Below are 18,898 nucleotides of genomic sequence, written 5' to 3'. Positions count from 1 at the left end.
TTTGTTTGATTTTAAATTGAAAAGACGGTTTGCATCTCCTCTTTCTTTCGCATACGTTTTCTCGGATCGTGTCTTACATAAATTCATTTGACAACTGTCAAACGATTGTTCTATAATTGTGTAATATTCGTTTGACAGTTGTCGAATGATCGTTTGACAATCGTCAAACGATTTTTATGTTCAGAACAGTTCATTTTTCCTTTCAGAGAATCAAATAAATGAGCCATATCCGGTGCCTGAACTCCTTCCGATAAAACAACTGGCGATTGCTCTATCCGGATTTCATCCCAAAGATCAGATGAAATAAACTGATTGAGTAGGTTACTCCCTCCTTCGACCAGTAAAGAATCGAGTTTCTGCTCCTTCAACACAGAGATGATCTGAGGCAGAACAGGCTGCTGGAAGTCGGTCGGGATATATTCAACGTTTTGGCGATTTTCAGTCGGTTTCATCGTAAAAATAAGGGTACGCACGTTCCCATCCAATAAGTGATAATGTGCAGGTATGCGCCCATCTCGATCAATTGTGAGACGAACAAGAGAACGCCCACTCCAATCACGTACACTTAAAGAGGGATTGTCGAGGATAGCCGTTCGCGTTCCGACTAAAATGGCAGCCACCTCACTACGCAGTTTATGCACCAATTGACGTGTGGCAGGGGAAGAAAACACCGTTGGCGGCACAGACGCATCCGACCGAAAACGGTCGATGAAACCGTCAGCGCTCTCGGCCCATTTGAGGATAATATAGGGGCGATTTTTTTCCTGAAAAGTCATAAAGACGCGATTCAACTCTCTGGACTCTTTCTCAAGAATACCGGTGACGACCTCCACGCCACCCTCTTGCAACAGACGTACACCACGTCCCGAGACAGCCGGAAAAGGATCAAGGGATCCGATTACCACCCGGGGAATCTGTTCGCGAACGATTAATTCGGCACAAGGAGGGGTTTTGCCGTAATGCGAACAAGGTTCAAGGTTCACATAAAGGGTGGATAAAGGAAGAAGGCTTTTATCCCTGACCGAAGCGATTGCATTTACCTCGGCATGGGGTTCTCCCGCTTTACGGTGATACCCTTCACCGATAATCCGACCTTGACAGACCACCACCGCTCCAACCATGGGGTTGGGTGAGGTATGTCCTTTCCCTTTTTGCGCCAACTCAAGACAGCGCGCCATATAGTGCTCTTCTACGGTAAAATGCATTAATTTGTTATTTCTTAGTGATAATGATTTTTTTTTCGCCGCTTTATTCTATTTTTGCTTCAAAATAACACGGATGACTGAATCCATCGCGTATATACGAAAATCCCTTGAAGCTATCTATTCGCCGGAAGAAACAGGAAGTCTGACCCGCCTGATTCTGGAGGAGGTCTGCGGCCTGCAACCTCATCGACTACTGATTGACAAAGATAAACAATTAACCGATGATGAAACGTTGCAGATCGAAAAGATCTTAACCCGTTTAAAGCACTATGAGCCGATCCAGTATGTTTTGGGGAAAGCGTATTTTTACGGTCTGACGTTGCGAGTGAATCCGGCGGTGTTGATCCCACGACCGGAAACAGAAGAATTGGTCGATTTGATCATTCAAAATCAGAAAGAATCAAAAATCAGATTATTGGATATCGGCACAGGAAGCGGATGTATTGCGATCGCTTTAGGGAAGAATTTACCCGATGCGACAATTACAGGGATCGACATATCGGAAGATGCACTTAAAACGGCAGCAATAAATGCCAGGGAAAATCAGGTCGACGTGCAGCTGCTTCACGTAGATATCTTGTCGGAAACTGAAACCGAAACCAATCTTCCCGGATATTTCGATGTAATCGTCAGTAATCCGCCTTATGTCATGGAAAAAGAGAAAGAAGGAATGGGTCGGAATGTCCTACAATATGAACCACCAGGGGCGTTATTCGTTCCGGATGATGACCCGTTGCTTTTTTATCGCCGGATCGCCAGGCTGGCTTATCAAAAATTAACGCCGGAAGGGCAACTTTATTTCGAAATAAACGCCCAATGTGGCGATGAAACGGTGGATATGTTGCAAAAAGAAGGTTATAATCAGGTTGAACTGATACAGGATCTTTGCGGTAAAGAGAGAATCATAAAAGCACAACGATGAAACAATTATCAGAAGCTGAAATGCTGCACCGGGCAGCTGCATACTGTTCTACAGCGGAACGGTGTATACAGGATGTGGAGAAAAAAATCCGGGCAGCCGGACTTTCCTGCGAAGCGAGCGAACGGATCATCGACCGTTTAGTCAAAGAGAAATATATTGATGAAATCAGATATTCCCGAAGTTTTGTGAATGACAAAATGCGTTTTAATAAGTGGGGAAAGGTAAAGATCGGCTATGAGTTGCGCAAAAAAAATATCGCTGCAACAGATATCGAAGAGGCGTTTTCGGCGATTGATGAAGAGGAGTATCTATCGATTTTATCGGATCTTTTAAAAGAAAAACAACGCACATCTAAAGGCAAAAACGAACGTGATCTCTACTATAAATTGTTGCGTTTTGCCTGTGGGCGGGGGTTCGAACCTCGCGAGATCACCGCTTGTTTAAAATCGATCGGGAAATATGAGGAAGATATGGAATGAGCTTGTCAACCTGTTTTATCCAAACCTTTGTTATGTCTGCCGGAATCCTTTGGTAACCGGTGAGAAACAGATTTGCCTCAGCTGCTTGTTTGACCTTCCCCGAACCCTCTTTTTTATCCAAGAGGAGAATCCCGTCAGAGCACTGTTGGCCGATAGGGAGCGGGTGCGTTATGCTTCTGCCTTTTTGCACTTTGTCAAAGGAGGGAGTACACAGCAACTGATCCATGCCATGAAGTATTACGGAAAAAAAGAACTGGGGTATCAGTTGGGCAGACAGGCGGCATTGGAACTTCAGGCAGCACAGAGCCCACTCTGTGACATCGATCTAATTATTCCGGTACCCCTTCATCTCCGAAAAAAACGAAAACGTGGATATAATCAATCCGAACAGATCGCCCAAGGGATTGCGTCGGTATGGAAAAAGCCGATCAATTCGACTGTATTAACACGTATAAAAGAGACAAAAACGCAAACCAACCGGCAAATCTATGATCGTTGGCTGAATGTCAAAGAGACGTTTGTTGTCTCAAACAGTGCACCATTAGACGGGCTTCACGTCTTACTGGTAGACGATGTGATCACTTCGGGAGCAACAATCGGCGCTTGTGTGGATGTCTTGTCGGAGATTGATGAACTACAAATAAGTGTTTTGGCATTATCCGCTGTCTGATCGACCTTTCTCAATAAAACGCAAATTAGAAGAATCACTTCTGAAAAGACGCATTGGTAATTAGAATTTACTATATTTGCCCTAATGTAAACTTCTGCCGCCAAATTGTTTTGGCCTTTGTATTGAAATAGTACTATTATGTTACGAGGTTATTATTTCATTTTATGGTTTATACTTCTTCTGATTGTACCGTCGGGCTCTCTTTTTGCGCAGTTGACCGGAGCCAATGTAGAAACCCGTAATATCTCCAGAAGCGGGCGAAGCAATTTTTTTGCCCTTCAGCGTCAGGATGCACTGGATAACAATATAACGTACAACGAAAGTATTTATATAATGTCCAATTATTCGGGCATCTCCCCCTCCGTACCTGAGGTATTCTCCGTAAAAGAATTGTTACAAAGAGAGGTGGAAGGGTTTTATTTTTACCTGCGACAAGATCCCGAAAATCAACAGATCCTATTAAGAAATCCCAACGGACTATTTTCGCCTTTTATGGAGGCATTGTATCAACTCAAAGATGCATTGGATGGCGATACGACCAAAGTCATTACACTCTTTCTGGACTTTTATGTGGATCCCGATCTGGAACAGATCTTTGAAGCGGCTGGTTTGTCAGAGTATCTCCTGGAATATGATACCGGCAGTGGATGGCCGACGATCAAACAGATGGTTCAAGCGGGAAAACGACTGGTCGTCTTTGAGATGCAGAAGCATTTGAGTAGCCCCGGATGGCTGCATAACCTGAATGAATTTGCCACAGGGTTGTCGGAACCTTATTTCGAACAACTTAATTATGGAATTGAATCATTTGACGAGAAATTACGCAAAAGCCTGTTTGTCTTTACCGGATACAAGAGTTTAAGTCTCCCGGAAGAGAGTGCAGACGTCATTGTCCCTTATGCCCGACAAACACCATACCTGATCGAGGCGTTCAAAAAGGCGTGGATAAGTGAAGGGAAAGTGCCTAATTTTATTTTTATTGACAGATATTATTCGTGGGTGACCAGCCTGTTGTCAACTTTCAGACAGTTCCATCTTGTTCAGGGCGCCATTACCAACAACAATGAATACCTCAACTATGTGAACTGGCAAGGAATGGCCAATTATACCAGTGGTAAATTTTGTTTCCCATTGGAATCGAGCGGACAGTTGACCCTCTCTCCTCTAAGTCCCGGATATGAGATTATGCCTAAAACAATCCGGGTGACAAATTCGACTAAAAAGGTGTATGTGCACGATTTCACCGCCAAACAGCTGAATCTGGACGAACAACTCGAAATCTATCTGCCGTTAGACAACAATACCAAAGATTTCTCCTATAGGCGGAATCACAGTTCGCCCCGGAATATCGAATTTGTAGATGATCCGATCCGTGGACAGGTCGCCTCTTTTGGTGTTGAAAGCCGAATTGATCTACCGCAAGCTGAAACGCTTCATATGAGGGATCATGATTTTACCGTTACGGCATGGGTGAGAATCCCACGATTTATCCCGGAGAAAACAGATTATTGCATTCTGGGCACCAAAAATAATGCCTATCAACAGGGTCTACATTTCCTTATTCGCGAAAGAAAACCGTATATGGGCTTTTTTAATAATGATTTGGCGGGGAATACGATTTTGGAAGCGGGGAAATGGTATCACCTGACCTGGCGCTATAATAAAATTAACGGGGAACAAGCCATTTTTGTTGATGGGAAACTGGATGCTATTTCATTGAATCGACCGGCTTATCTGGGAAGTGATAGCCTGTATATCGGTCATGCGGATATGAACCGGACGTTCCAATTCATCGGTGTATTGGACAATCTCTGTATCTGGTCACGTGTTTTAAGCGATAAAGAGATCTTAGGACTCAGCAACCATTTGGTGGAACTGAATTTTTCTACATGGGCACGGCTTTCCCGAACGCTTTCCCTACCGATTCTTCTATTATTGATTGTTCTTTTTATAGCTGTTGGCAGTTATCTGTTTTATGCGCTTTATGCCCGAAAACGGAAGAAAACAGGAGGAGTGACTTCCCAAAATCCGGTATTCAGGGAGATCCCGGACAAAAATTATATCCAGCTGTTTGGTGATTTTTATGTGACAAATAGTGACGGAGAGAATATTACCGCACTTTTTACCCCTAAACTAAAGCAGCTGTTTTTGTTGATTCTACTCTATTCCCAGCAAGATAAATCGGGCATCTCCAGCCATAACCTGACTAAGATGATCTGGGGAGAAGATACCGTCAAAAGTACCAAGAGCCTTCGAAGTGTCTCTATTCTTAAATTGAGGAAGATTCTGGAACAGATAGACCAGACCGAAATAGTCTTTAATACGAATAAATATGCGATTGTTTTCTCCGGCCAGGTATACTGTGACTATCTGGTAAGTCTTCAATTGATCAAAGGGAAAAAGATCAAGACGAAAGAAGAATTTGAACGTTTTTATGAGATCATAGGGCAAGGTGAGATCTTTAAAGGAGAATCTTTCGATTGGCTCGACGATTTTAAAGGGGATATCTCGAATAGCATTGTGGATATAATTTCCCGTTTCATCGGGAAATATTCGTTGACGGAAGATACAGATAAGATTATCCAAATGGCAGATTATGTCCTGTTAAATGATCCGAGCAATGAAGAGGCCTTAATCTATAAAGTAAAAGCGTTGACTTATCAGAACAATACCAAATCGGCAAAATATACGTATGATAAATTCCGTTCACTTTATCAGGAAATGTATGGTGAAGAATTTACGAAAACGTATACGGAAATAGCCTCTACGGAACTGAAATAACCCCAATAAAGAGGCTTTTTCAGGACTAAATTCCAGCCTGTCTTTCGGAAAAATTACCTTTTTTTCAAAAAAACATTTGCCTTTTAAAAGACATTGATCTACAGCAAATTATATATACACAATGTGCTTTTATTTGTAAAAATTAATTAAAAATTAGCCCCCCATTAATGCCTTGTTTAGTTGAGGTTAACTCCTGATTTACGCCACACGTCTATCTTGTCGGAAAATAAAAGAAAAGTCCGCAAGATGGACAAAGTTGTGTTACTATATATAAAGTTATAAACGTAAAATTTTAAATCGAAAAACCATGAGCAACGATCCGTTAAAAAAGAGTTCCGTACCGTTCTCTCGCAGAGAATTCATCGGAACAATGGCAGCAACAGCTGCATTTACTATTGTGCCTCGCTCGGTCTTAGGCGGAGTAGGCTATACCGCTCCAAGTGATATGGTCAATCTGGCTGCTATCGGAGTAGGTAATCAAGGAGGTGGTGATATACAGAATATCGCAACTCCGGATGTTCCCATCCAGCGCGGTGGAGGTCTGCCAGGTATGGCTATGCAACAGTATGCCGGTATAGCGCCTCAACGTCAACAAAGACGTGCTTCCGACAATCCAATTCAGATGGGAGACGCCGGAAAAGAGACATTCAAACATGCCAATATCTATGCCATTTGTGATGTGGATCATGATTATGCAGGACGTATCATCGCTGGTTATCCAAAAGCAAAATTATATAAGGATTACCGCGAAATGATCGATAAAGATAAGAATATCGATGCTGTATTGATTGCTACTCCGGATCATACACATGCTGTTATCGCTTCTTATGCCATGAATAATGGAAAGCATGTATTCGTTGAAAAGCCAATGGCAAAAACGATTTATGAAACACGCTTCCTAAGAGATTTGGCGAAGAAAACAGGTTTGGTGACACAGATGGGTAACCAAGGGCACAACGTAGAAGGAACGATGCAAACCGTAGAGTGGATCCAGGGTGGAGTGATTGGAAATGTCAGAGAAGTTCATATGTGGACCAACCGTCCGATGTGGAAACAAGGATATTTCGATCGTCCTGCCGGAATCGCGGTACCTGCTGGATTGGATTACGATACTTGGTTAGGCCCGGCACCGGAAAAGCCGTACCATCCGGATATTCTTCATTTCGCATGGCGCGGTCTGTGGGATTATGGAACAGGTGCGATGGGTGATATGGGTGCACACACGTTTGATGCTCCAATCTGGGCGTTGAATCTGGGTATGCCGACTAAAATCCAGGCAACATCCACTCCTTTCAACAATGATTACCTACCACAAACAGAAAGTGTAACGTATGAATTCCCGGCTCGCGGCAATATGCCTCCGGTAAAAGTCACTTGGACTGATGGTGGTGTTAAACCAGCCCGTCCGGCGGAACTGGAAGCCAACCGCGCTTTAAGAGAAGCTCTTTATATTGGTGATAAAGGAATGATTATGCACGGAACACATGGAGCTAATCCGGAACTTGTACCGGAAAGACCAGGGTTTGTTGCTCCTGCAAAAACATTACCTCGTCCGAAGAGTGTTTATGTCGATTTCATCGAAGCAATTAAAGAAGGAAGAAAGGCAGCTAACGACTTTGAAGTCGCTTGCAAATTAAATGAAATCATGTTATTGACGAATATTGCCGTTGTTTCTCAACGTCTCAATATCACGTTAGAATATGATGCAGAAAATATGAAAATCACCAACTGTCCGGAAGCAAACGATTACTTCCACTACGAATATCGTAAAGGTTGGAGCTTATAATAGACCAGTGTAGTTTTTGATGAGGCCTGTCGGAATGACGGCCTCATCTTTTCTCTTTTTTACAGAAGAACTTTTTAAAACCAATAGTCATGAAAAATCATACAAAAGACGGTCAATCCAGACGTCAGTTTTTAGGTCGTTCGGCAGCAGCATTGGCTGCAGCTTCAGTCATTCCATTAAATTTTGCATGTAGCGGAAATGGCGCTGCAACAGCAGGTGCAAGTGCAGAAAATACACCGGTTGATCCGTCAAAACCGAATTCCAAGTTTAACGGTGTTCAGATCGGAACAATTACTTATAGCTGGCGCTCGATGCCCTCCGGATTAGAAAATGTCATTAAATATTGCAAAGAATCTAATATCAGTTCTATTGAATTGATGAGTTCGGATCTGGAAGCCTATATGGGTGCTCCGGAAAATCCGATGCGTAGAATGATGCGTCCACCTGCTGCACCTCCGGCACAACCTCAAGGCGCTCCGGGAGGACAAGCACCGGCTGCACCTGCTCCTCGTCCGGGACGTCAACCGCTTACTCCGGAGCAACAGGCAGAAGTCGATAAATACAATGCAGAACTTAAAAACTGGCGTATCAACCTGCCTATGTCGAAAGTAGAAGAAGCACGTAAACTTTTAAACGACAATGGTATCCAGGCACATATCGTGAAGTTCTCTCCGGCAAGATGGTCGGACGAAGAGATTGATTATGCATTTAGGGCAGCGAAAGCAATGGGTGCAAAGTGCGTAACTGAAGAAATCAGTCTGGAAGCTGCTCAGCGATTAGCTCCTTTTGCCGAAAAGCATGATATGTATGTAGGAATGCACAACCATATGCAATATGCGGAAGAAGGTTTTAGTGCCGATCCGATTTTAGCCGTTTCTCCCGCTGTGATGTTGAATTTTGACACAGGTCACTTCTACGGCTCTACCGGTATCCATCCGAATGAAATGTTGAAAAAATATCATGACCGGATCTATAGCATACACATCAAAGACAAAACAGGCCCGACAGCCGATCCTGCAAATACAAACCAAGTATGGGGACAAGGAGAGATGCCGCTTGCCGATGTGTTATTGCTGATCAAACAGGAAAAATGGCCGATCTATTGCGATATTGAATTGGAATATTCAATCGCACCATGGTCAAATGCTGTGAAAGAAGTCGGTACTTGTGTGAAACATGCACGACAAATTTTAATTTAACGCCTCAATTATATTGTATTAGGTTTACAAACCGCAGGGATGTTTTTACTGACCTGCGGTTTTTTTATACACCCTGTTTATGCCGATGTGCAGTATCCAATATAAAGATTAATGGAAATTTAACGCCTCTCTTTGAGGCGAATCTCAATGAGTTTGCCTACTTTTGCATCCTGACATAAATATATTTGGATCGTATGAAAACACTGGAAAGATTAGTTGCCGAAAAATTATTGAAAATTAAAGCCGTTAAGCTACAACCGGCCAACCCGTTCACATGGGCATCCGGCTGGAAGTCACCCATTTACTGTGATAACAGAAAAACACTCTCCTATCCGGAAATGCGTGCATTTATTAAAATTGAATTGGCTCGTGTCATCAGTGAAAAATATGAATATGCCGATGCGATTGCAGGTGTTGCGACAGGAGCAATTGCACAAGGTGCTTTAGTGGCCGATTTATTAGGGCTACCGTTTGTCTATATCCGTTCTACACCGAAAGATCATGGATTGGAGAATCTGATCGAAGGAGAGTTGAAACCAGGTTCAAGAGTTGTTATTATCGAAGATCTGGTCTCTACAGGAGGTAGTAGTTTGAAAGCGGTTGAAGCGGTTCGTAATTTCGGTTGCGACGTTGAAGGGATGGTGGCGATCTTTACCCATGGATTCCCTGTAGCAGAGAAACAGTTTAAAGAGGCGAAAGTCACATTGACCACTTTAAGCAATTACGATGCTGTGATAGAAGAAGCTGTTCGCACCAATTATATCAGCCAGTCGGAAATAGCCACATTGCAAGAATGGCGGAAAGATCCGGCAAACTGGAACCCTGATCTCTAAGAAACGAATGACTGAATTTGTAAGTGAGGTAAAGGTCATCCCCCATAATGATGACCGTATATTTGCGATGTTATCTGATCTCTCCAACCTGGAAAAGGTCAGAGATCGCATTCCGCAAGATAAAATCAAAGATTTTGAGTTTGATCGCGATTCATGCACCGTCTCTGTGGATCCGGTAGGAAAAGTTAAGTTTAATATTGTCGAACGCGAACCGAATAAGACGATTAAGTTTACCACCACCAATTCACCGGTAACGCTCTTCCTGTGGGTTCAACTCAAGCAGATGGCAGAGAACGACACCCGAATGAAAATGACGATACGTGCTGATCTGAATCCGTTTTTAAAACCAATGGTATCCAAACCACTTCAGGATGCGTTGGATAAAATATCCGACCTTATTGCCCGTTTACCTTATTAAAGGTTGTTCATTTAAATGGATATACTGAGAATTTCTAAACTACTTGACAAATGGCAAAACTTTGGGAAAAGAATGTGCAGGTCGATCAACAGGTCGAACAGTTTACCGTAGGCAAAGACCGTGAAATGGATCTCTATCTGGCAAAATATGATGTCTTGGGATCGATGGCACATATCACCATGCTGGAAAATATCGGGCTATTGAACAAAGAAGAGTTACAACAACTATTGGATGCCCTTAAAACAATCTATACCATCGCCGACCGGAATGAATTTGTGATTGAGGAAGGTGTAGAAGATGTCCATTCACAGGTAGAACTATTGCTGACCCGTCAATTAGGAGATATCGGGAAAAAAATCCACAGTGGACGTTCGCGCAATGACCAGGTACTGCTGGATCTGAAGCTTTTTACCCGCGCACAACTACAGGAAATCGTCGGTTTAGTCGCACAATTATTTGAAGTCTTACTGGATCAGAGCAACCGGTATAAGGATGTTCTATTGCCGGGATATACCCATTTGCAAGTAGCTATGCCCTCCTCGTTCGGGTTGTGGTTCGGCGCTTATGCAGAAAGCCTGGCTGATGATATGCAGTTGATGCAGGCCGCCTACAAGGTCTGCAATCGCAACCCCTTGGGATCGGCTGCCGGCTACGGCTCTTCTTTCCCATTGAACCGGCAGATGACAACTGATCTGTTGGGATTCGATTCGATGAACTACAATGTGGTCTACGCCCAAATGGGACGAGGTAAAATGGAACGCACCGTAGCCTTTGCCCTTGCCGGTATCGCTGCGACATTGTCCAAATTGGCCTATGACGCCTGTTTATATAACAGCCAGAATTTTGGATTCATCAAACTCCCTGATCAGTTTACCACCGGCTCCAGCATTATGCCGCATAAGAAAAACCCGGATGTGTTTGAATTGACCCGTGCCAAATGCAATAAAATTCAGGGACTTCCCCAACAAATTACGTTGATTGCCAATAATCTACCTTCGGGTTATTTCCGGGATCTTCAGATTATTAAAGAAGTCTTTCTATCTGCTTTTGATGAATTGAAAGATTGTCTGCGAATGGTCACACTGATGATGCAGGAAGTGCAAGTAAACGAACATATCCTGGACGACGAGAAATACGCCCTACTGTTTAGCGTAGAAGAGGTCAATCGTCGGGTATTGGAAGGTGTCCCTTTCCGGGATGCCTATAAACAGGTCGGATTGGAAATCGAGGCCGGAGCATTTACTCCCGACAAAAAGGTAAACCACCAGCATGAAGGAAGTATCGGGAATTTATGCAATGATCATATTTCCGTACTGATGCAACATGTAATAGACGGATTTTCTTTTGAGAAAGCGAATGACGCTGAAAAACAATTAATAGGAAGATGATATGAAACGAGCCATTAACACTGTTTCGCCAATTGCAAAGCAATCGATCTTAGTCAAAGGCGAGAACATTCCTGCGAAACAACGTTCAACGAACGTAGGCGAGTTAATTCCATGCGACCGAAATATAAAAAATAAATAACGACGTATGAAAAAATGGTTGATTCTTTTGATTGTGTTTTTTGTTGTCGGATGTGAGGAGGAAAAAATAACTTTCCCCTATCGGCCGGTCTATCTGGAAGTCAATTTGACGTATGAAGATAAAGAGTTGTTAATCCCTTTTACACACAAGATATTCACCAAATATAAAGATCTGACAATAGGACTGGGAGGAGTCATTCTATTTCATGGAATAGACAATGGCTATGGGGCTTACCATGCCTATGACCTGGCTTGTCCTTATGAAGAAGAAGCGACAACCTTGTTGTCTGTCAATGAGTCCGAATTAAATGCTGTCTGCCCCAAATGCAACAGTAGTTATGAGCTCTCTTTGAATGGCAACGGAAACCCAAAAAACACACACAAAAAGCGCCTTCGTTCATACAACGTACAGCAAGTAAACACCGGAGTTGCTCAAAAATTAATCATCCGGAACTAATTTCCTTTTTAAAGAATTTGCACAGATCAAAGATTTATTTACCTTTGCACACGCAATTATAAAACTGCGAAAGTAGCTCAGTTGGTAGAGCATAACCTTGCCAAGGTTAGGGTCGCGGGTTCGAATCCCGTCTTTCGCTCATCTCTAAGAGAAGGGATGCTCGAATGGTGGAATTGGTAGACACGAAGGACTTAAAATCCTTTGACTATTGCAGTCGTGGGGGTTCAAGTCCCCCTTCGAGTACAGGAGATTTCAAACGGTAGCTGATTATCAATCGGTTATCGTTTTTCTTTTTACTACTTGCACCACATTTGCACCACATCCCACTTGTACGACTACTTTTTACAAATAATCCCCCGAACCACATAAGCAATCCGGGGGCAACTCTCCAACACTACCAAAGCGGTACTATGCAATACAAGGTACTCGTACAGTAGTGTCGGCATCTGTCAGTTCTCAATCTGCTTGCTGATCTCCTCTTCTGCCCTATCAAAGAAGAAAATACCTATCAGTTCCGCTATATCAGTCCCGAACTCGCATAAGGTGTCGCTTATATTGCCGAGCTTCTCGGTTCGCTTAATATAAGGCTCTAATTCTTCTGTGTCCATAAGAGCGTTCACTTTACAACGTGCTTCTTTTAATGCTATAATCACTTCGAGTAACCCTGTATGTACACCTTCGATCTTTACTTTGTCTATGTCTATTGTTTTCATGCTTCTATACTTTTTGTTTTGATTGGAGTTTTAGTAGACGTTTCTTTCATCATATTATCTTTGAATTGGGAGAAATCGCTTTCAAGTCCACGGCTTTGTAAATAAGCAAGCACTATGCCGAGCGTTCTATCTTTCTTTATATTGTCAAGTTGAAAGAATACACTTTCTACAAAGTTGTTATTATACATCGCTAACAGATTGTTGATATTGGATTCAAGGCTTAACTCTTCGCTACTTATGGCGTAAGACAAACCACCTAAATAGATATCAGGGGTTATGCCCATATCAATTGATTTTTGCCTCATTAGAGAACGTAGTTCTTTGTTCTTGTTTTTGATCTTAGAGACCAACTTGTTTTTCACCTCTTTTTCGTCTATTAGTATTGTTTCCATGCTGTTTTAATTAGTTGATTATTATTACTTCGTTGTTTATTGCGTTGCCTGTGGCTAAATAAGCCTTTTCTGTGACAAGGTGGACAAAGACTACCTCTGTGCCGTGAAAGTCGCTGAAATCTCTATCCTTGACTTTGTAAACGATTCTTTCATTGATGAACCGGAACCGGTCGCCCGGCTCCAGCGTGAATAGTTGCGTTTTCATAGCTTCACTTCATAATGAGTGCATTCGTAAACTTTCCCTTCATCAAGGGAATAATTGTAGTAGTCAGTAGTGATGATCTCTTTTACAGTTTCCTTGCTTAATCCGACAGCCTCTAACAGTTCGTCACTACTTAGGTGAACGGTTGATTTGAATACTAACTCTTGTGTTTCCATTATGCCATGTTTATTTTGAGTTCTTGAATACTTGTTCTTCCACCGCATGGATTATTCCATACAGATTTCAATGTATAGCCGGTTCTTACCTCTTCAAACTTGATAAGATGCGAAGTGCCTATTTCGTCTACTATTGCCAAACTATCCATACCGACAAAGTCTATGTATCCTACAATACCGTTGATAACGGCAATATCATCAAAGTACAGATCGTTCATCTTCTGGGCTACATAGCCTCTACCTTCAAAAAAGAATACTTTTTTCATGATTATATCAGATTAAAGCGTTTGAATGATCTGAAAGACTGTTTCTCTGTATCCCAATAAGTGAACAAAAGCTCATTCTTTGCCCTTTGTGAGCCTTTCACCTCAACGTTGATATACTTGTCGGATAGCGTGCCGAACGCCTGTCTAACCTCACCGTTTACCTTCTGATAATAGAACTTTACAATGCCGGTTCTCATAGCTGCCGCCAACTTAAAGTTCGCCCATGCTTTACGTAGGCACTCTGCGAAGGCTTCACCTGTTACCCGGAATAGTCGCCATGCCATTGCCATGATTCCTTTTAACTCGTTTCTTTTTGATGTACTCATAATCGTGTATATTAAAGTGTTTGTATTTTTCACTAATTAGTGATTAATCCCCGAAGTAACGATACCGTGATCTTTCACCGTGATAGTAGTCGTATAGATCGACCTTTCTTGGTTGGGCGCATAACGCTTTATATTCGTCAGATGCGTGCCACTTAGCTAATCTTTCTTTCTCTGCTTCGATAGCTGCTTGTTCTGCCCGGTAGACAACGTATTCCTTTTCTACTTCCCAGGCTCTACGAAGACATTCAGCGAAACTGTCAGAATATTTGTACTTACCTTTGTAGATTCTCCAAGCCCGGTTCATTACGTCTCTTTTGCTTATTTTTGATGTTGTTGTCATGATTGTAATGTTTTAATTTTCGTTACGCAATACTTTATGTGTATTTTAACATTACATTTAACATTTATTCGTAAATTATACCATTACATTTGTGCAAAATGTGTATATTTGCATCGTAAACTAAAATATTACGATATGGATTTGAGAATAAAAGAAGTTATTAAAGACAGGGGGATGACCATTCAGTCGTTAGCTGATAAAATGGGAATAAACAGAGTGAATTTGTCATCAAGTATCAACGGCAACCCCACCATTGAAACCCTCGGTAAGATCGCCTCTGCTTTGGAAGTCCCGGTAACGGATCTCTTCGAACAACCAGATAAATCTGTATTCAAATGCCCCAAGTGTGGCACTATGCTAGAGATAAAGGAGAAGGAGTAAAATAAACATCCTAAAAGTTGCACAATTATACAATTTTATTTATCTTTGTAGTGTGAAACGAAAGATCATTACATACGGTGGCTACTTTGAGCGATTTATCGCCACTCTCACAGATAAAGAGCTGAACAAATTAGACTATATCATCTCTTTATTGGAAACAGAGGAAAGAATGCCCATTAAGTTTATCCGATTCATTCGGGATGGCTTGTATGAACTCCGTATGGAATATAGTAGTAATATTTATCGTGTCTTTTTTATTTTTGATGAGGGGCAAATAGTTGTTCTATTCAATGGCTTTCAGAAAAAGACCCAAAAGACACCAACAGGAGAAATAGAAAAGGCATTTAAAATAAAGGAGGCTTACTATGCAGACAAACGATCATAAGACAAGAGATTATAGCTCAGTATTGAATCAGAGATATGGTGCGCATGGATCAAGAGAACGTGCTCAGTTTGATGAGGAAGCGTATGCTTTTTATACCAGTCAGATATTATTGGATGCCCGGAAGAATGCTCATTTGACCCAACAGGAGCTTGCCTCTCGCATCGGAGTCGACAAATCCTATATTTCCCGCATTGAGAAAGGTATCACTGTTCCGAGTGTTGCGACCTTTTACCGGATAGTTAGTGCTTTGGGATTAACAGTAGAGCTTTCTCCAGCTTTATAAGATTGGGTAGTGCCGAAAATTCGGCTGTACCTCTCGCTCAACCCCAAGAAAACCCCAACGAAACCCCAACGAAACCTCTAAAGAGCCCCTTGTAAGCCCCTTGCTGAATAATGCCGTTTTCATAAACTTGTGAAAGCGATGTAGAGACGCCAATTTTGGATTGTCCTCTTATTCCGTAATATCTACGGATTTAACCAAGGTGCTAAATCTAAACATCGGAATCCCGCTAAAAGCACATTGTCAGATATTTACATCGTGGTAATTTCCCCTATCAAAAAGAAAGGGTGTCCACAATTTTGGGGAGACCCCTCTAAATGGGCGGAATCCCGCCTATTAAAAAAAGACAGCACTAACACAGCACTGCCTCTTTATTTTTCATTAATTAGTGAAAAAAGAAGGGTCTGCCCAAAACTGGGTAAGGAGATTGCGGAAAATTCCGCAGTCCAAAAAATGACATTTTATGACAAAAATTGACAAAAGAATCTATTGCACGTTCTTACAGACATCTGCCATTCTTTGCCAAATTCCGCCAAATTCCGCCATAATTACTGAGGCGTTACTTATCCCTTCCCGCCGTTTTGCCGTTGATTTATACCGTTTTTATACCGTTTTCTCAAAAAGAAAGGGCATCCCATTACAGAACGCCCCTTCATGCTGAGTCAAAGTGTATATCATCGCAAATGATATGCCTTAATAACCTCCTCATCCGTTGGCGTAGGTCTTGTTCCACTGTTGAACATTAATCGAATGTCATTCTTATCGATCTGATAACTATCTACCCCTGAAAAGATAACGATCTCGTTTTCTTCATTGATAGAGTAGAATATGACATACTTGCGATCTTTGCCCTGTATCATACGGATAACATCCCTTACTTTGTTCTCATCTGCCATATCACAACCCCTCTATGATTTTCTTAGCTATTCCTCTTGGCATTGGCTTTAAGCCGGTAAATGCTTCATACCATTCCGGAAATTCGCTCGTGTCCAAAACTCCAGTTGCCACAGATGACAACAATTTTGCTTTCTGTTCTTTTGTCAATTTAATCTTCATGATTCAAATTATTTAGTGTTTGTATTCGCTCTGCTAATCGATCTACCGCCTCATCAGGGGCAGATAAAAGCAGCTTCTCCAACTCTTTATATTCGGCTTGGATCTGTGCATCAACGCTCACAGACTGCTGTTTAGGGATAATATACTGCATCAATCGCTCCATAACAGAAATACGCTGTTGCGGCTCTAACTCGTTGAGGTCAGCCTCTATGTCATAGCCGTTAATAATTGCCTGTAAACGTGCTTTGATGTCGCCTGTTACCTTGTTAGGCTGCCCTTTAGCTCTTCCGCCTGTCTTTGGTGTTCCTTTAGTACGTGCCATATCTACTTAATTCTACTTTAGAAAGCTCTCCGGGAAGACTTAACCGCCCGGAGGCTGATCTATTAATTCATACATCCAATCTTTACATAAAAATCCTTGTCTATAATTGCGATCCAATCCGGTACACCCCCAGCAAGGGCGCAACTCTTTCTCACTCCCGGTTCTTTTCGTAGCATATCTGCCCGATTAATATATCCATTGGCAAAGGCGAAATTATCGCTAAACTCAATCTCAATTAAATCTTGCGTATGCCACTGCCTAAACCGTTGCGGGATACCGCGAAACTGTGTCGCATAGATCGTGTATTCTTGTGTCTGTTCGACTATCTCTGTATTTGTCATATACTCTTTTTTATAGTGTGCAAACTGTGCAATTCTTTCAAGAAATCATCATAGCATTTCACCACAGCGTAATGCCCTCCGGCAGCTATGATTTGTGCCTGTACTTGCTTCTGAATGTCGCTTTGTTTATCTCGCCCTATCTTGATCTCGAAATTGTAAACTTTGCCATTGTGGGTTACTTGTACATCGGCAATCCCTTTAGTGCTGCCTGATTTACGCCACATCTTTAGGCGGGCATCATATTGACCTTGTGAGTTCTGCCGTTGGTAAAAAGCTCCGTTAATCTTCGACCATATAGACAGGCATTCGGTTAGTCCGTTCGCTGTATCGTCCCGGAATTTCTTTACAAACCGGCAATTCTCTGGGATAGAGCTATTGCGGTATTTGAACTCGAAATAGTCCTTCTCCAGTCGCTTAACTGATTCCGGCTTCTGATACCGGGCCACTACTTTACGAGGCTTCTTTTCTTCTCTTGGGATAAAGTCTTGCATATTCATATAGCTTGTCGTTTACAGGTGAGTCCATACTGTTTGCAATACCAAAAGAATGTTCTAATGGATTTACGAGCGCAATGCTTCAGGCATCGGTCATATTGCTCATCGCACTGCCAGTCCTCATACTTATCAGACTGCCTACTAACAATATGAAAGTAAGCTCTTCCACTCTCGCCAAACTCATTGGCCAGCGATTGACCAATAGCGTACCAATCATCATACCGATCTGTCATGTCTATGCCTCGGACTGAAATGTCAGATATCAGCTTGTCTACCCAATACTCTACATCGTTGTCCGGATTCACCTCTCTTGTCTTATATTCCTTCGGCTCGATCATATCGGTAAATACACCTGCCTCTTCATCCATATAAGGGTCTTCATCAAAGGAAGCCCCACGTAGACGGGCAACATCTCTACATTGTTTATCGACAACCAAACCACGCACTCTCAACACCTCAGCTATTGCTTGAAAATGTTCTTTATGCTTCTCCGGGTTAGCTATCTGTATAATCATATACATTCCTTTCCCCGATGCAGATAAAGCGCCAAAGCAATAACCTGGGATATTAGGAAGGTTATGCTTAAGGCGATCCCAATTCTTTACACTTGGGTTATCCTGTGCGTCCAGGTCGATGCAGATAAAGCCGGAATGGTTGGTTAGGCCTTTATTACTTCGTTTAGAAAATACGCCTGAAACAGTAATGCAGGGTAGGGATGCCTTTATTCGCCTACGCTCATCTTTATCGGTGCAGCCTCTTACCACTTCAACCTGTCTTCTGTATTCTCCTGACAATAGCCAATCGAATAAGCTGACGGTCTTTGTAGGAGTGACATCAAAATAATTCCTAAAAAAAGAGATAGGAACGGTCTCGAACTTTGTCAAAAGGTCGAGCCTCCATGTTCTATCTAAATTGATTATGCTCATGATAATGCTTATGATAATGATA

The 18,898-nt window shown here is 42.2% G+C and carries 27 protein-coding genes and 2 tRNA genes; 15 read left to right on the top strand and 14 right to left on the bottom strand.

Going from position 1 to position 18,898, the window contains the following annotated elements; translation table 11 throughout:
- Nucleotides 1-110 precede the first annotated feature (110 nt).
- Nucleotides 111-1,205: a bifunctional diaminohydroxyphosphoribosylaminopyrimidine deaminase/5-amino-6-(5-phosphoribosylamino)uracil reductase RibD gene (gene ribD / locus M2135_RS00655; protein WP_280746631.1), complete on the bottom strand. Its 1,095-nt coding sequence runs from the start codon at nt 1,203-1,205 to the stop codon at nt 111-113.
- Nucleotides 1,206-1,278: 73 nt separating this feature from the next.
- Between ribD and prmC the strand changes: the two genes are divergently transcribed.
- The 12 genes from prmC to M2135_RS00595 all read left to right on the top strand — a co-directional run bounded on the left by prmC (nt 1,279) and on the right by M2135_RS00595 (nt 12,519).
- Complete coding sequence (gene prmC, locus M2135_RS00650; RefSeq protein ID WP_280746630.1) at nt 1,279-2,127, top strand: peptide chain release factor N(5)-glutamine methyltransferase; 849 nt, start codon at nt 1,279-1,281, stop codon at nt 2,125-2,127.
- Entirely contained in the window at nt 2,124-2,606 is a 483-nt protein-coding gene (locus M2135_RS00645; protein WP_280746629.1) for a regulatory protein RecX, read from the top strand. Before prmC ends, M2135_RS00645 begins: the two co-directional genes overlap by 4 nt.
- Nucleotides 2,587-3,276, top strand: a complete 690-nt coding sequence (locus tag M2135_RS00640) for a ComF family protein (protein ID WP_280746628.1) — start codon at nt 2,587-2,589, stop codon at nt 3,274-3,276. Before M2135_RS00645 ends, M2135_RS00640 begins: the two co-directional genes overlap by 20 nt.
- Before the next feature lie 138 nt (nt 3,277-3,414).
- Entirely contained in the window at nt 3,415-6,057 is a 2,643-nt protein-coding gene (locus M2135_RS00635; protein WP_280746627.1) for a LamG-like jellyroll fold domain-containing protein, read from the top strand.
- A gap of 307 nt (nt 6,058-6,364) precedes the next feature.
- Complete coding sequence (locus M2135_RS00630; RefSeq protein WP_280746626.1) at nt 6,365-7,843, top strand: Gfo/Idh/MocA family oxidoreductase; 1,479 nt, start codon at nt 6,365-6,367, stop codon at nt 7,841-7,843.
- Nucleotides 7,844-7,932: 89 nt separating this feature from the next.
- A complete protein-coding gene (locus M2135_RS00625) occupies nt 7,933-9,042 on the top strand; it encodes a sugar phosphate isomerase/epimerase (protein WP_280746625.1) in 1,110 nt (369 codons plus the stop codon).
- Nucleotides 9,043-9,236: 194 nt separating this feature from the next.
- Nucleotides 9,237-9,875, top strand: coding sequence for an orotate phosphoribosyltransferase (pyrE, locus tag M2135_RS00620; RefSeq protein WP_280746624.1), 639 nt, complete (start codon nt 9,237-9,239; stop codon nt 9,873-9,875).
- A gap of 7 nt (nt 9,876-9,882) precedes the next feature.
- On the top strand, nt 9,883-10,293 hold the full coding sequence (locus M2135_RS00615; protein WP_280746623.1) for an SRPBCC family protein: 411 nt from the start codon (nt 9,883-9,885) through the stop codon (nt 10,291-10,293).
- Between the two features lie 50 nt (nt 10,294-10,343).
- Nucleotides 10,344-11,681 (top strand): argininosuccinate lyase, encoded by a 1,338-nt coding sequence (gene argH, locus M2135_RS00610; RefSeq protein ID WP_280746622.1) that lies wholly within the window; start codon nt 10,344-10,346, stop codon nt 11,679-11,681.
- Between the two features lie 145 nt (nt 11,682-11,826).
- The gene (locus M2135_RS00605; RefSeq protein ID WP_280746621.1) at nt 11,827-12,276 is read left to right on the top strand and encodes a (2Fe-2S)-binding protein; all 450 of its coding nucleotides are present in this window, start codon (nt 11,827-11,829) and stop codon (nt 12,274-12,276) included.
- Nucleotides 12,277-12,342: 66 nt separating this feature from the next.
- Nucleotides 12,343-12,415, top strand: a tRNA-Gly gene (locus tag M2135_RS00600).
- Between the two features lie 19 nt (nt 12,416-12,434).
- Nucleotides 12,435-12,519 (top strand) — tRNA-Leu (locus tag M2135_RS00595).
- A gap of 206 nt (nt 12,520-12,725) precedes the next feature.
- Here the strand turns inward: M2135_RS00595 and M2135_RS00590 are convergent.
- From M2135_RS00590 to M2135_RS00560, 7 genes are read right to left on the bottom strand one after another with little or no spacing between them, the layout of a single operon-like run.
- Nucleotides 12,726-12,989: a hypothetical protein gene (locus M2135_RS00590; protein ID WP_280746620.1), complete on the bottom strand. Its 264-nt coding sequence runs from the start codon at nt 12,987-12,989 to the stop codon at nt 12,726-12,728.
- Nucleotides 12,986-13,381 (bottom strand): hypothetical protein, encoded by a 396-nt coding sequence (locus M2135_RS00585; RefSeq protein ID WP_280746619.1) that lies wholly within the window; start codon nt 13,379-13,381, stop codon nt 12,986-12,988. Before M2135_RS00585 ends, M2135_RS00590 begins: the two co-directional genes overlap by 4 nt.
- Nucleotides 13,382-13,391: 10 nt before the next feature.
- Entirely contained in the window at nt 13,392-13,586 is a 195-nt protein-coding gene (locus tag M2135_RS00580; RefSeq protein WP_280746618.1) for a hypothetical protein, read from the bottom strand.
- Complete coding sequence (locus M2135_RS00575; RefSeq protein WP_280746617.1) at nt 13,583-13,759, bottom strand: hypothetical protein; 177 nt, start codon at nt 13,757-13,759, stop codon at nt 13,583-13,585. The genes M2135_RS00580 and M2135_RS00575 overlap by 4 nt, the downstream gene beginning before the upstream one ends.
- Nucleotides 13,759-14,025, bottom strand: coding sequence for a hypothetical protein (locus M2135_RS00570; protein WP_280746616.1), 267 nt, complete (start codon nt 14,023-14,025; stop codon nt 13,759-13,761). Before M2135_RS00570 ends, M2135_RS00575 begins: the two co-directional genes overlap by 1 nt.
- A gap of 2 nt (nt 14,026-14,027) precedes the next feature.
- A complete protein-coding gene (locus M2135_RS00565) occupies nt 14,028-14,351 on the bottom strand; it encodes an SH3 beta-barrel fold-containing protein (protein ID WP_280746615.1) in 324 nt (107 codons plus the stop codon).
- Nucleotides 14,352-14,394: 43 nt separating this feature from the next.
- Entirely contained in the window at nt 14,395-14,691 is a 297-nt protein-coding gene (locus tag M2135_RS00560; protein ID WP_280746614.1) for a hypothetical protein, read from the bottom strand.
- Between the two features lie 135 nt (nt 14,692-14,826).
- Here M2135_RS00560 and M2135_RS00555 point away from each other — a divergent pair, with 135 nt between their 5' ends.
- The 3 genes from M2135_RS00555 to M2135_RS00545 are packed head-to-tail and all read left to right on the top strand — an operon-like array spanning nt 14,827 to nt 15,740.
- Entirely contained in the window at nt 14,827-15,072 is a 246-nt protein-coding gene (locus M2135_RS00555) for a helix-turn-helix transcriptional regulator (RefSeq protein WP_280746613.1), read from the top strand.
- Between the two features lie 52 nt (nt 15,073-15,124).
- Nucleotides 15,125-15,457, top strand: a complete 333-nt coding sequence (locus tag M2135_RS00550) for a type II toxin-antitoxin system RelE/ParE family toxin (protein ID WP_280746612.1) — start codon at nt 15,125-15,127, stop codon at nt 15,455-15,457.
- Entirely contained in the window at nt 15,438-15,740 is a 303-nt protein-coding gene (locus M2135_RS00545) for a helix-turn-helix transcriptional regulator (RefSeq protein WP_280746611.1), read from the top strand. The genes M2135_RS00550 and M2135_RS00545 overlap by 20 nt, the downstream gene beginning before the upstream one ends.
- Before the next feature lie 671 nt (nt 15,741-16,411).
- On the opposite strand, the gene M2135_RS00540 is transcribed toward M2135_RS00545, so the two are convergent.
- The 6 genes from M2135_RS00540 to M2135_RS00515 form a co-directional block, all read right to left on the bottom strand.
- Nucleotides 16,412-16,633, bottom strand: a complete 222-nt coding sequence (locus M2135_RS00540; protein WP_280746610.1) for a hypothetical protein — start codon at nt 16,631-16,633, stop codon at nt 16,412-16,414.
- Between the two features lies 1 nt (nt 16,634).
- Entirely contained in the window at nt 16,635-16,793 is a 159-nt protein-coding gene (locus M2135_RS00535; RefSeq protein WP_280746609.1) for a hypothetical protein, read from the bottom strand.
- The gene (locus M2135_RS00530; protein ID WP_280746608.1) at nt 16,783-17,115 is read right to left on the bottom strand and encodes a hypothetical protein; all 333 of its coding nucleotides are present in this window, start codon (nt 17,113-17,115) and stop codon (nt 16,783-16,785) included. Before M2135_RS00530 ends, M2135_RS00535 begins: the two co-directional genes overlap by 11 nt.
- Before the next feature lie 62 nt (nt 17,116-17,177).
- Nucleotides 17,178-17,456: a hypothetical protein gene (locus M2135_RS00525; RefSeq protein ID WP_280746607.1), complete on the bottom strand. Its 279-nt coding sequence runs from the start codon at nt 17,454-17,456 to the stop codon at nt 17,178-17,180.
- Entirely contained in the window at nt 17,453-17,953 is a 501-nt protein-coding gene (locus tag M2135_RS00520) for a hypothetical protein (protein ID WP_280746606.1), read from the bottom strand. Before M2135_RS00520 ends, M2135_RS00525 begins: the two co-directional genes overlap by 4 nt.
- Nucleotides 17,950-18,876: a PriCT-2 domain-containing protein gene (locus M2135_RS00515; protein WP_280746605.1), complete on the bottom strand. Its 927-nt coding sequence runs from the start codon at nt 18,874-18,876 to the stop codon at nt 17,950-17,952. Before M2135_RS00515 ends, M2135_RS00520 begins: the two co-directional genes overlap by 4 nt.
- Nucleotides 18,877-18,898: the final 22 nt, after the last annotated feature.

Source organism: Parabacteroides sp. PF5-9 (assembly GCF_029893105.1).
Classification (GTDB): domain Bacteria; phylum Bacteroidota; class Bacteroidia; order Bacteroidales; family Tannerellaceae; genus JARXWG01.
Note: the sequence above shows the minus strand (reverse complement) of the source record. Positions and strands in the feature narration are given on the sequence as shown.